The 12,517-nt window shown below is 71.5% G+C and carries 12 protein-coding genes; 3 read left to right on the forward strand and 9 right to left on the reverse strand.

Annotation, left to right across the window (positions count from 1 at the left end; translation table 11 throughout):
• Positions 1 to 32: 32 nt before the first annotated feature.
• From J3P30_RS13810 to J3P30_RS13830, 5 genes are all read right to left on the reverse strand, one after another.
• On the reverse strand, positions 33 to 512 hold the full coding sequence (locus J3P30_RS13810) for a cupin domain-containing protein (RefSeq protein ID WP_210481582.1): 480 nt from the start codon (positions 510 to 512) through the stop codon (positions 33 to 35).
• Between the two features lie 117 nt (positions 513 to 629).
• A complete protein-coding gene (locus J3P30_RS13815; protein ID WP_210481583.1) occupies positions 630 to 1,820 on the reverse strand; it encodes an ROK family protein in 1,191 nt (396 codons plus the stop codon).
• A gap of 2 nt (positions 1,821 to 1,822) precedes the next feature.
• Positions 1,823 to 2,731 (reverse strand): carbohydrate ABC transporter permease, encoded by a 909-nt coding sequence (locus tag J3P30_RS13820; RefSeq protein WP_210481584.1) that lies wholly within the window; start codon positions 2,729 to 2,731, stop codon positions 1,823 to 1,825.
• Entirely contained in the window at positions 2,728 to 3,741 is a 1,014-nt protein-coding gene (locus tag J3P30_RS13825) for a sugar ABC transporter permease (protein WP_307807514.1), read from the reverse strand. The genes J3P30_RS13820 and J3P30_RS13825 overlap by 4 nt, the downstream gene beginning before the upstream one ends.
• A gap of 55 nt (positions 3,742 to 3,796) precedes the next feature.
• Positions 3,797 to 5,206, reverse strand: coding sequence for an ABC transporter substrate-binding protein (locus J3P30_RS13830; protein ID WP_210481585.1), 1,410 nt, complete (start codon positions 5,204 to 5,206; stop codon positions 3,797 to 3,799).
• 268 nt (positions 5,207 to 5,474) lie between these two features.
• On the opposite strand from J3P30_RS13830, the gene J3P30_RS13835 reads away from it, so the two are divergent.
• From J3P30_RS13835 to J3P30_RS13845, 3 genes are read left to right on the forward strand one after another with little or no spacing between them, the layout of a single operon-like run.
• Entirely contained in the window at positions 5,475 to 6,521 is a 1,047-nt protein-coding gene (locus tag J3P30_RS13835; protein WP_210481586.1) for a zinc-binding alcohol dehydrogenase, read from the forward strand.
• Positions 6,518 to 7,318 carry a sugar phosphate isomerase/epimerase family protein gene (locus J3P30_RS13840; protein ID WP_210481587.1) on the forward strand — a complete coding sequence of 267 codons (801 nt, stop codon included), beginning with the start codon at positions 6,518 to 6,520 and terminating at the stop codon, positions 7,316 to 7,318. Before J3P30_RS13835 ends, J3P30_RS13840 begins: the two co-directional genes overlap by 4 nt.
• Positions 7,315 to 8,589, forward strand: a complete 1,275-nt coding sequence (locus tag J3P30_RS13845) for a hypothetical protein (RefSeq protein WP_210481588.1) — start codon at positions 7,315 to 7,317, stop codon at positions 8,587 to 8,589. The genes J3P30_RS13840 and J3P30_RS13845 overlap by 4 nt, the downstream gene beginning before the upstream one ends.
• An 83-nt stretch (positions 8,590 to 8,672) precedes the next feature.
• Here J3P30_RS13845 and J3P30_RS13850 read toward each other — a convergent pair whose 3' ends face one another.
• The 4 genes from J3P30_RS13850 to J3P30_RS13865 form a co-directional block, all read right to left on the reverse strand.
• A complete protein-coding gene (locus J3P30_RS13850; RefSeq protein ID WP_210481589.1) occupies positions 8,673 to 9,143 on the reverse strand; it encodes a heme-binding protein in 471 nt (156 codons plus the stop codon).
• A gap of 158 nt (positions 9,144 to 9,301) precedes the next feature.
• Positions 9,302 to 11,347: a chromosome segregation ATPase gene (locus J3P30_RS13855; protein WP_210481590.1), complete on the reverse strand. Its 2,046-nt coding sequence runs from the start codon at positions 11,345 to 11,347 to the stop codon at positions 9,302 to 9,304.
• Between the two features lie 174 nt (positions 11,348 to 11,521).
• Positions 11,522 to 11,767 (reverse strand): hypothetical protein, encoded by a 246-nt coding sequence (locus J3P30_RS13860; protein ID WP_210481591.1) that lies wholly within the window; start codon positions 11,765 to 11,767, stop codon positions 11,522 to 11,524.
• A gap of 77 nt (positions 11,768 to 11,844) precedes the next feature.
• On the reverse strand, positions 11,845 to 12,495 hold the full coding sequence (locus J3P30_RS13865; RefSeq protein WP_210481592.1) for a DUF6226 family protein: 651 nt from the start codon (positions 12,493 to 12,495) through the stop codon (positions 11,845 to 11,847).
• Between the last annotated feature and the right edge of the window lie 22 nt (positions 12,496 to 12,517).

Below are 12,517 nucleotides of genomic sequence, written 5' to 3' on the forward strand. Positions count from 1 at the left end.
CGCTCAGCGGACCGCGCCACCGCGCCGCGCGCTCAGTCGGCGTGCTCGTCCGGCGCCGGGTTCTTCGGCTGCTCCGTCCACTCGGGCGGCTCGTCCTTGCCCGACTCCTCGTCGCGCTCGGCGTCCTCGGCCGTCGCCTGGACGATGCCCGCCGCGTGATGGCTCGGCGAGTACACGACGTAGAGCCGCATCGGCTCGTCCCCGATGTTCGTGACGTCGTGCCACGTCCCGGCGGGCACGAGGACGCACCATCCGTCCGAGACCTCCTGCTCGAAGGTGAGCCGGTCCTCGGCCTCGCCCATCTGCACGCGGCCCCTGCCCGCGTCGAGGCGGAGGAACTGGTCCGTCTCCGGATGCTTCTCGAGCCCGATGGACTCGCCGACCGGGATGGACATCAGCGTGACCTGCAGGTGCTTGCCGGTCCACGCGACGACGCGGTAGTTCGTGTTCTGGGTGGTGGCCGTCTCGAGGTCGAACGAGGTCGGCTGGGGTCCCACGTCCTGGATCGTCATGTCGTCGTGCTCTCCTTCCGGACCGGTCCGCACCGGACCCGCACCTCCCAGTTCACCCACGCACGACTGCAGGGCACCAGGGGTGGACGGCGGCGCCGATCGTCCTCCACGCGCGGCTCAGGCCGGCTGAGCCTCCCGTGCCGCGAGGCGGGCGTCGACCGCGTCGGGCGAGAACGCCTGGTCCATCACCATGTGCCGCGCGCCCTGCACGGCCGCGTCGGGTCCGAGGGCGCTGAGGACGATCGACAGCTCACGCGTCGCGAGCGGGACCGTGCGGCGGAAGATGCTCTCCCGCACGGCGTCGAGGAACTGGGAGCCGGCCGCGGCGAGACGCCCGCCGAGGACCAGGACGCCGGGGTTGAGCAAGGCCACGGACGTCGCCAGCACGTCGCCGAGCAGGTGCCCGGCGCGCTCGGCGAGCGAGACCGCGAGGGGATCCCCGGCCGCGATCAGCTGGGCGACGTCCTCGACGGAGGAGACGGACCGTCCCTGCTCCGTCAGCTGCCGGACGAGCGCCCCGCCGCTCGCCTCCGTCGCGAGGCAGCCGAGCGCCCCGCACGAGCACCGGTGCCCCTCGCTCTCGGGAACGATTCGAATGTGGCCGATGTCGCCTGCGCCGCCGGCGATCCCGCGCTCGGGCCTGCCGCCCAGGATGACGCCCGCGCCGATGCCCGTGCCGACCTTCACGAACAGGACACTGGCCGCCTCCGGGTGGCGCGCCCGCACCTCGCCGAGGCCCATCAGGTTCGCATCGTTGTCGAGGAAGACCGGCACCCCGAGCGCCGACCGCAGTCGCTCCGTCACCGGGTAGTCGTGCCAGCCGGGCATCAGAGGCGGCATGTTGGGCCGCTGGGTCGAGAAGCGGACGGGCCCGGGGATGCCCACCCCGACGCCCGCGAGCTCCGACGGCGAGCGGCCGGAGCGCTCGACGAGCTCGCCGATGCGGCGGCCGAGGGAACGGATCACCTCATCGGGCGACGTGTCGAACTTGAGCGGTCCCGCCTGCTCGCGAAGCACCCGTCCGCTGCCGTCGAGGAGCGCGAGGTGGGCGTGCGTCGCGCCGAGGTCGACCGCGACGACGAGATGGGACGCCTCGTCGAAGGAGAGGATCTTCGCCGGGCGGCCGGTCGAGCCCGCCACCTGCCCGGTCTCCCGCAGGTAGCCGGCCGAGGTGAGCTGCACCATCCGGAGCGACAGCGTCGAGCGGGACAGGCCGGTCGTCTCCTGGAGCTCGCGGCGCGTCCGCACCCTGCCCGAGCGCACGAGCTCGAGGATCTGGCCCGCAGAGGCACCCGGTGTCGCCGGCACTCCTATCCCTTCTCCGCCCCTGCCGTGAGGCCGCCGGTGAGCAGCCGCTCGGTGGCGAAGAACAGGATGATGATCGGGACGGTCAGCACCACAGAGCCTGCCATGAGCACGGTCGTGGGGACCTCGATGGAGCCGGACAGGCGGGACAGGCCGAGCGAGACCGTCCACTGCTCGCGGCGGTCGACGAGGAACAGCAGCGCGAAGAGGAACTCGTTCCAGGCGATCATGAACACGAACAGCCCGGTCGCCATCACCGACGGGAGGGCGAGGCGGAGGCTCACCCGGCGCAGCACGCCGATCCGGCTGAGCCCGTCGACCAGGCCCGCCTCCTCGACGGACACCGGGACGGTGTCGAAGTAGTTGCGGAGCATGTAGATCGCGACGGGCACCGTCTGCGCCGTGTACACGAGGATCAGGCCGACCAGCGAGCCGCGCAGCCCGAGCCGGCTGAACAGCACGAACAGCGGGATCGCGATGACGATCGCGGGGAACAGGTACGACGCGAGGAAGAGCGCGTTCACCTGCCGACGTCCGAAGAAGGGGAGCCGGGCGATGGCGTACGCCCCCGGGATCGCGACGAGCAGGGCGAGGGCGACGGAGGCGAGGGCGACGATTGCACTGTTGCGGAGGAACGTGAGGAACCCCTGGCCGCCGTCCTCCTGCGGCGCGAGCACCTCGACGTACGTGTCCAGCGTGAAGTCTCCGGGCGCGACGATCAGCGATCCGGGGTCCCGGAGCAGGGCCTCGATCGGCTTCACCGACAGCAGGAGCATGTAGTAGAAGGGCAGCAGGACCGCGAGCAGGAACAGCGCGATCACGACCCAGCGCAGCACCCGGAAGGTGCGCCGCTGGATGCGGTCGCGGCTGACCCCGCGCGACTGCGCGCGTGCTCCGGAAGTCTGGGCGCTCATGCTCGCTCTCCTCTCCGGCGCAGCATCAGTCCGTAGATCGTCAGCAGGATCACGAGCACGACCGCGAGCACGAGGGACTGCGCGGCCGCGGCGCCGACGTTCCGCTGGACGGTGAGCAGCTCGTACACGCGCACGCTCGCGACCCCGGTCCCGGCGGCGCCGCCCGTGAGCAGGAAGATGTCGTCGAACTCGTTGAACGTCCAGATGCTCCGCAGGACGGCCAGCAGCGCGATGATCGGCATGAGCTGGGGGAGGACGACGAACCGGAAGGTCTGCCAGGGCGTCGCTCCGTCGACCAGTGCGGCCTCCTCCGGCTCGGACGACATCGCCTCGAGCCGGGCCATGAGGAACAGGAACGCGAACGGGAAGTAGCGCCACCCCTCGAAGGCGATCACCGTGAGCAGGGCGGTCGGGACCGGCACCTCGGCTCCGAGGACCTCCCACACGGCGCGGGTCTGGGAGAGGAACGGGATTCCCTCGTTCCAGCCGAGGAACGTCCTGCCCGCCTCGTTCACGATCCCGAACTCGGGGTTGAGCATCACCCGCCAGATGAAGGTGACGGCCACCACGGGGGCGACGTAGGGGAGGAGGAACGCGGCCCGGACGAGCGTCCGCCCCCGGAACGGCTTGCGGACCGCGAGGGCCGCGATCAGGCCGAGCAGGATGGCGAAGACGACCGACCCGACGGTGTAGACGAGGGTGATCCAGAGGCTGCTCCAGAGCGTGGAGGAGCCGAGGACCCGGGTGATGTTGTCGAGCGTCAGGTCCTCGAAGATGCCCTGGCGTCCGACGTTGATGAGGCGCAGGCGCTGGAACGCGATGAGCACCGACCACAGCAGCGGGACCACGACCACCGCGAGGACGATGATGAACGTGGGGGAGACCAGCAGCAGTCCGGTGCGCGCGTCGCGGCGGGTGAGGGTGCGCCGCCCGCTGCGCCGCGGCGGGACCAGCGGAGCGCCGCCTTCGGTGGTCGGGACGACGGGCTTGGTGCCTCCGGCGAGGGACACGGGAACCTCCTGACGAGCGGAGGTGGGGTGCCGGTCGCCCGGCACCCCACGCGGATCAGAGCCCGAGGTCCTCGCGGACCGTCTGCGCCTCGTCGGCGGCGCGCTGGGCGGCGTCCTCGGCCGACAGCCCGGAGTTGAGCATGTCCGAGATGATCCTCGGCACGATGAGCTGACCGCTCACCGCTCCGGAGAGCTCGCCCTGCCCCTGCGGCAGGCCCCAGCGGTCGAAGCCGTCCGGCGCCTCGGCGACGGCCTGCAGCACCTCCTCGGGGTAGATGGAGGACAGCACGGCCTTGGACGTGACTCCCGCCTCGAGCGTCTGCCAGGCGTCCGCGTACTCGGTCGGGTTCTCCGCGTTCCCCGCCCGCACCGGCACCTTGCCCTCGGGAGCGATGGCGAGCCAGTCGACGTAGGAGTCGCTCATCATCCAGGTGACGAGGTCCTGCGTCTCCTGGGCGGCGCCGTCGAGGATGGCCCACGACACGATCTCGCCGTAGGAGGCGGGCTCCTCGCCGCTCGGACCCTGGATCGCGCTGACGATGCCGGTGTTCGCCGCCAGGAAGCCCGGGTCGGCCGCGCACTCGGGGCAGGTCGGAAGGGCGTCCTCGCGGAGGCCGGCGAGCTCGTCCAGGAGGAACGAGGACCAGACCACCATCGCGGCCCCACCCGAGAAGTAGGTCGCGCGAGTCGTGTCCACGTCCTGGTTGCCCGCGACCGAGTAGTTGCTCGCCACGTTGGCGTACCAGTCGAAAGTCTCGACGCACTCGTTGCTGCCCAGGGCGATCTCGCCGTCGCCGTCGGCCAGCTCGCAGCCGTTCGCGAGCGCGAAGTACTCGAAGGTCTGCTGGGTGAAGCCGTCGCCCGGGGCGGTGGCGATCGTGATGCCCGCCTGCCCGTCGGTGTTCAGCGCCTCGGCCGCCGCCTCGATCTGCTCGAAGGTCGTCGGCGCCTCGAGACCCGCCGCCTCGAAGAGGTCGGCCCGGTAGAAGAGCAGCTGCGCCCAGCCGTCACTCGGCACCGCGAGGGCGCCGTCCTCGTTGCTGACGAGCTCGAGAGCACGCTCGGAGAAGGTGTCCTCCCCGAGCTCCTCGATCACGGCCGCCGCGGCGTCCCGGTCGAGCAGCTCGTCCGTGGCGAACTGCTGGATCGAGTTGAGCGGCACCGCCGCGATCGCGTCCGGGAGCTCGCCCGAGCCCGCTGCGGAGGAGAGGACCGTGCTGAGCTGGTCCTCGGCGACGGCCTCCAGCTCGACCTCGATGCCGGTCTCCTCGGTGAAGGCCGCCATCATCTCCTCCTGCAGGGTGACGCGCTCGGCGACGTCCTCGATCGTCCAGATCGTCAGCGGGCCCCCGCCGCCACCACCGTCGTCCCCGCCGTCGCCGTCTCCGCCGCCGTCACCGGCACAGCCCGCGAGAAGCAGGGCCGAGGTGACGCCGAGAACCACAATGCTGCGTCGTCTGCGCATTCGTCTCTTCTTTCGGTCGCAGGAACTGCTCTTGCCGCCCGCCGCCGTCGGCGGACACTTGCGCCGGATCACCGTTGATCGGATCCGCGAACCTGCGGCACATTGAACACCCACTAATGTCCGGCAACAAGGCCGAACTGCCCGACGTGGCGCAATCGTGATAGTCGTGGCCTCGGTTCTTTCGTCCGGAACGCGAGCGGAATATTGCGGGCGGTGCGCACCGGGCCTATCGTGAGCACCAGTCCCGGTCCGAGCAGGGAGGGCGGCGATGCCGACGGTCGTCACGGTCGCCGCTCCCCGGTCGGTGTCCCTCGTCGAGGAGGAGGACGGGCCGGTCGGGCCCGGCGAGGCGCGCATCCGGACGCTGTACTCCGGCATCTCGGCGGGCACGGAGCTCAGCACGTACCGCGGCACCAGCCCGCATCTCACGAAGGCCTGGGACGCCGACGCCCGCCTGTTCCGCGACGGAGGCGGCGACGAGCCTGCGTACCCGGTGCGGAACCTCGGGTACGAGGAGGTGGGCGAAGTCGTCGAGGTCGGCTCGGCGGACGCCGGCGTCGCGGTCGGCGACATCGTCTGGGGCACGTGGGGCCACCGCACCGCGGCCGTCCTGCCCGCCGCATCGGTCGCGGCGCGGCGGCTCGGCCCAGAGGCCGACCCGAGGATCGGCATGTTCTCCCACATCGGCGCCGTCGCGCTCAACGCGGTCCTCGACGCCGAGATCCGGGTGGGCGACACCGTCGCCGTGTTCGGCCTCGGGGTCCCGGGTCAGCTCGTCGCTCAGCTCGCCCGACTCAACGGCGGCGAGGTGATCGCGGTCGACGGCATCCCGGCCAGGAGACGGCTCGCGGCGGACCTCGGCGCCGCCGTCACCCTCGATCCTGCGGACTCGCCGGCCGAGCGCATCCGCGAGCTGACGGCCGGCCGCGGCGCCGACGTCGCGATCGAGATCTCGGGGAGCTACGCGGCGCTGCACGAAGCGATCCGGTCGGTCGCCTACAACTCCCGAGTCTGTGCGGCCGGGTTCTACCAGGGGCCGGGCGAGGGACTGCGGCTCGGGGAGGAGTTCCACCACAACCGCGTCCAGGTGATCTCGTCCCAGATCTCGGGCGTCGCACCCGGCCTCGGCCACCGCTGGGACCGCTACCGCCTCAACACCACCGTCCTCCGCCTCGCCGCGGACAACCGGCTGCGGGTCCTTCCCCTCATCTCCCATCAGCTGCCGTACACCGAGGCGGCTGAGGCGTTCCGCATGCTCGACGCCGACCCCCACCAGGTGCTGCAGCTGGTCCTCGACTTCCGGGAGGCGCCGTGACGAACCCGATCTGCGTGCAGGAGCAGCAGCTCCGGGGCACCGACCTGCTCGAGAAGTGGGACGTCGCGCAGGAGTGGGGCTTCGACGGCATCGAGCTGCGCGGACGCGGCGAGGGCGCCTTCGCCACCCGGATGCCGGACCTGCTGCGCGCCGCCGCCGCCGGGGTCGTCATGCCGACGATCTGCGTCGAGATGTCGCACTTCCTCGGCGCGTTCGACCTCGACCTCCGCCGGGACGCCATCCGGCAGATGAGCGACCAGCTGCGCGGCATCGGCGAGCTCGGCGGCCGCGGCGCCATGACGCCCGCCTCGTGGGGGATGTTCTCGCGGCGCCTTCCACCGTTCGAGCCTCCGCGCTCGCCCGAGGAGGACAGGGAGGTCCTCCTCGAGGGCCTGGCCGAGCTCGGCGAGGTCGCGGCGGCGGCCGGCGTGATGCTGTTCCTCGAGCCGCTGAACCGCTACGAGGACCACATGGTGAACACGCTCGCGGATGCGGCGTCCCTGATCCAGGAGCTCGGCATGCCGAGCGTGCGCATCGGCGCGGACACGTACCACATGAACATCGAGGAGGCGGACCCCGCCCGGTCCCTGCTCGAGGCGGGCGAGTACATCGGTCACGTGCAGGCGAGCGACTCCAACCGCCTCGAGCCGGGCGCGGGGCACGTCGACTGGGCCCTGGTGGGCTCGACGCTCCGCGCCATCGGCTACGACGGCCCGGTCGCCATCGAGAGCCGTCTCTCCGGTCCGGCGGAGGAGGCGCTGCCCCGCGTCCCGCCGTTCCTCCGGCGGTACCTGTGACCTCGGGCCTCGAGCCGGCCGCCACCCGCGTGCTCGTCTCGAACTGGCGAGGCCGGTACACGGTGCCAGCGGGCGGGCTGTATCCGCATCAGTGGAGCTGGGACTCGGCGTTCATCGCGATCGGGCTGCGGCACCTGTCCCCGCGGCGGGCCCAGCAGGAGCTCGACTCGCTGTTCAGCGCCCAGTGGGCGGACGGCAGGCTCCCGCACATCGTCTTCAGCCCCACCCGGAACGACTACTCGCCCGGGGCCTCCTTCTGGCGCAGCGGCGACGTCGCCGGCGCCCCGCCCGTGGCGACATCGGGTCTCATCCAGCCGGCGAATCATGCGTGGGCGGCGCTGCTCGTGCACCAGGCGGACGAGCAGGAGTCCCGGCGGCGCCGGTTCCTCGATCGCGCCTATCCCAGCCTGGTCCGCTGGCACGACTACCTCTCGACGCGGCGGAGCAGCCCCGACCGCCTGGCGGTCGTGCTCCACCCGTGGGAGAGCGGGACCGACAACAGCCCGCTCTGGGACGATCCGCTGTCCCGGGTCCGGGCGACGGTGACGGAGATCCCGCGCCCGGACCTCGAGCACGCCCCGTCCTCGGAGCGCCCCTCCAACGCGGAGTACGGGAAGTACCTCACCATCGCGGCGGCGTATCGCGACACCGGCTACGACGACGCCGACGCCGGTCTGCTGTTCCGCGTCGAGGATCCGCTGTCGACGGCGCTCTGGGCGCGGTCCGAGTTCGCGCTCGCCGAGATCGCCGAGCAGGTGGGGGCGCCGGGGGAGCACCATCGGGATCGGGCCCGCGCCCTCACCATGGCTCTCGACGAGCTGTGGGACGGCGAGCTGGGCTGCTACCTCGCGCGGGACCTCCGAACGGGCGAGCGCCAGCGGCACCGGACGGTGAACGGGCTGGCGCCCCTGCTGCTACCGGACCTTCCTCACGCGGATGAGCTCCTCGCGACACTGCGGAGCGGCTCCTTCGCGCTCGGACGCGCGGTCATGGTCCCGAGCGCGGACCTCACGGCGCCCACCTTCGACCGCTCCCGCTACTGGCGCGGGCCCTCCTGGTTCAACATCGCCTGGCTCCTCGCGATGGCGCTGCTGGAGCGGGGCGAGCGCGCCGCCGCCCGTGAGCTCGAGCGGCAGATGGGACGCCTCGCGGTCGCCAGCGGCTTCGCCGAGTACGTCGACCCGTGGACCGGCGAGCCCCGCGGGACCCTGAGCTTCAGCTGGACCGCGGCCCTCGCCCTCGACCTCGAGCGCCGCTTCCGGGACCAGTGACCGGAGGCGATGCCTCCCGGCAGGCGCGTCGCGGATGCGGGCATGGCCGAGCCCGAGGTGGCCGGCCGTAACGCCCCCGAGAGTCAGGACGAGCGCTCAGCCACGAACCTTCGCAGCGCCTCCTCGGCCGCCGCGTGGTCGAGACGGTCGTTCGGCTCACCGGACGTCGAGATCGTTGCGGCGAGCTCGCCGCGCACGAAGATCGGGATGCACCCGCCCCAGAACTTGTACCGGTCGTCGAGGCCGTCCGCCACCGACGGATCGGCCTCCTTCTCAAGGCCTGCGAGCATCGAGCTGTGGCCGAAGTGCAGGGCCGTGAGCCGCTTGCCCGCCATTGTGTCGGCGTTGCCCTGCCCGGTGCTGCCGAACTGGGCGCGGAAGGCCAGCTCGTCCCCGATGTGGATGTCGACTGCGAGGTCGAGCTCCCACTCGCGGATGACGGCGATGGCGATCTCGCCGAGCCGCACCGAGTCGTCCCGGGTGAACTGCGGAAGGTCGACGGGCGGCTCGTTCTCGAGCTGGTCGATCGTGTAGGTCGGGTCGGGGCGCGCCATCGGGACTCCTTCGCTCTCGGTCCGCCGGTGAGAAGCGCGGACAGCCTCACCCTACGGGCGCCGGCAGGAGGGGGGACACGGGTGCCTCCATCGGCTCGCGGGACGCCGAAGGGCCCCACCCGCCGCAGCGAGTGGGGCCCTCCGACCGGGTGCCCGGGTCAGGCGAGGCAGCCGCCCAGCAGGACCTGGCTGTCGATGGCCGCGATCCTGTCGAGCACTGCCGCGTACTGCGTCTGCAGGCCCGCCACGACGGCCTTCTGGGCCGCGACCTGGTCGCGGTTGACCTTCTTCGCGCTCTCGAGAGTGCGGAGCGTCGCGCTGGCAGTGACGATCTGCGCGTCGATCTTCGAGAGGTCGGCCTTCGCAGTGGTCAGCGCGGCCTCCTTCTCGCTGATCTGCTGGTTGAGCGTGTTCAGCGAGGTCTGCAGCGGGGTCAGCTGGTTCTGCAGGGACAGGATCGTGTTCTCCGCCGAGGTGATCGCGGTGTTCAGCGACGCGAGCGTCGAGACGAGCTTGTTGACGTCGCCGTCGAGCCGGGTGACCTCGGCCGTCTGCTCGGTGACCGCGTTGTCCGCTGCGACCAGGTCGGCCTGAAGGCCCTGGAGCACGCTCTCGAGCTCGCCGAGCTCGCCCTTCTTGGTCACGATGTCGGCCTTCACGGCCTCGACGTTCTCGGTCAGGGACGGGAGGGAGGCCTCCAGCGCGGCGATCTCCGCCTTCTTCGCCTCCACTGCGGCGTTGGCGTCGGCTGCGGCCTGGTTCGCGATGCCCTGGACCCGCTTCGCCTCCGCGAGCGCCGCCGTGGCACTGACGAGCTGCTGGTTGGCCCCGGCGAGGCTGGTCTGGAGCGGCGCGAGCTGCTGCTGCAGGTTGCTGCTTTCCTGCTGCTTAGCGGAGAGCGCGGCGTTCAGCGTCGCGAGCTCGCCCTGGAGCTTCGTCAGGTCGCCGTTGAGGGCCGCGATGAGCGCGGTCTTCGTGGCGGCCTCCTTGGCCGCGGCGTCGATCTTGGCCCGGAGGGCGACGATCTGGTCCTGCAGCTCCTTCGCACGAGGCCCGCTGTTGTTCGCGAGCGCCTTGCGCTCGGCCTCGAGCTTGTCGAGCTGGGCCTGCAGTCCCGTCACATCGGTCGTCGGGGTGGCCTGGGCGGCGGCGATCTCCTTCTGCTTCGCCGCGATCTCCGCCTCCTTCGTCTTGATGTCCGCCTGGAGTCCGGCGATCTCGGTCTGGAGCGTCGGAAGCTTGGCCTGGATGTCGCTGATCTGCAGGGTCAGCGTCTGCACCGACTGCTGGGCGAGGCGCAGGTTCTCCTCCGCCTTGACCACGGCAGCGGTCGCGGCGGCCGCGTTCACGTCGGCCGTCTTCGCGGCGGTCTCGAGAGCGGGCAGGGCGGAGCGGGCGTCGGTGAGCTTGGTGCCCGCCGCCTCGAGGAGGTCCTGAGCGGTGGCGCCCTGGGCCAGGAGGTCTTCGAGCTCCTCGGTCGCGGCCTGGATCACCGCGATCTGCGCATTGACGGCGTTCTGTGCGGAGGTCGCGACTCCCGTGAGGTTCGTCAGCGTGCTCTTGGCGGCGGCGAGGTCCGCCTCCGCGGTCTTGAGGGTCGCCTCGACGCCGGTCCTCTGCTGGGTGAGTGCGGCGAGGGTCTTCTGCTCCGCATCCAGCTGGGTCTGCAGCGGCGCGATCTTGTTGACGAGCTCGGTGCGCTGGGTCTGCAGGGTGCCGAGCTCCGTCGTCGCAGAGGCGATGGCGGCCGTGAGGGTTGCCTTGTCCGCCTCCAGCTTCGTCAGGGACATCGTCACGGTGTCGATCTGACCCACGAGGGCCGCGTACTCGGAGTCGAGCCGGGCGATCTCGCTCTCGGCGGTCTTGATCTGCGCGGCCAGAGACTCCTGCGTGGTCACGAGGGCGGCGCGCTCGGTCTGGAGCTTCGCGATCAGCTCGGCGTTCTGCTTCGCGGCGGCCTTGAGCAGGTTGGGCTGCACGTTGCCGCGGTGCGAGAGCTGGTTCACGACACCGTTGCAGATGCCGGTCGTCGTGGTCGAGGCGGTCGCGGACGCGGGTCCGGCGAAGATCAGCATGCCGGCGACGACACTGGGCAGGACGATCCCGGCGGCCAGGCGGCGGGCGTTGCGGGAGGCGGGGCGGACGGAGCGCTTCGGGGTAGCAGCGGTCTCGTCGGAGCCAGCCGTCTTCCGGAATGCGAGCATGTGATGGAGCCTTTCGGGTTCGGGTTCTTCGTCATGGGGCCGGATCGTGTCCGGCGACGTCATTGACGATAAGTTCCCGCACCCCGCTTATCGGCTCGCCCGTTTAGGCCCTTGAACCGGTCGTTCAGCCATCTGAACGGTCGGCGTTCAGGGCGCGCAGCGCCGCCTCCCGGATCAGCCCCGTTCGGCGACGTCGAGCCGGCGCACCTCGAGGTGGTCGACCTGCAGGTGCTTGATCCGCAGGTCCTTGATCACCGCCCTGCGCACCGCGAGCCGCCACACCGCGACCACCCCCAGGGCGGTCGCCGCGAGCGCTGTCGCCCCGATCGCCAGCGCACCCACCGCCGCCGTTCCGAGGCTCCCCGCCCCGGTCGCCGACGCCCCACGTGCCTCCGCCGCTTTCACCATCCTGCGCTCCATGGCCCACTCCTACCGTCGTCCGGAATGGCGGGATGCTAGCAACGGCCGACCGCCAGGAGCAGGAGTCGGAAGGACCTTCATCCGGCGAGCGCCGGCCACGGACGCCACCCCTCGGGGAGCCCGCGAAGCGCCCGCTCGGCCGCCTGCAGCCGAGCGTTCTCGTGGTCCTCCACGCGGGAGCGGCCGCTCCTCCGAGCACTGCCGTCGCCTCCCCGGAGGGAGTACTCGACGCCGAGGCCGGCATCGCGGGAAACGGCTTCCCGGTACCCGCCCGACGCGACCGCGAGGACCTGCCACTCCATCTCGTCCGCCAGCGCATCCCAGGTCTCGTCGCAGGCGTCGCACCCGCACGTCGGGAACGGCAGGTCGTGCAGGAGTCCGGCGTGGATGACGACCGAGGGGAAGGACGTGAACACGAACGTCAGGGCTGCGGCGCCCGGATCGGCCGGCGTGAGCCGGACGGCTCGCACGATCTCGTCGGGAGGGCGTATCAGGTCCCGGGCCACCTCGGGCCCCTCCTCGACGGCCACGTCGTAGGCGGACCGCAGATGGTCGACGAGCGCGTCCGCGATGGTGTGCAGCGGAGCGAAGCGGGCCAGGTTGGAGGTGACGCTGTAGGAGTCGTCAGGAGGGGGCCCGTCTCCCCACCTGGCGCCATAGCGGACGACCCGCCCCGCGGCGTCGCGGAAGACGAGGGGCTCGACGAGGGGACGGGCGTACGCGGCCACGCCGAGAGTGTAGGCCCGAGGA

It is taken from the genome of Naasia sp. SYSU D00948, assembly GCF_017916515.1.
In the GTDB taxonomy this organism is placed as follows: domain Bacteria; phylum Actinomycetota; class Actinomycetes; order Actinomycetales; family Microbacteriaceae; genus Naasia.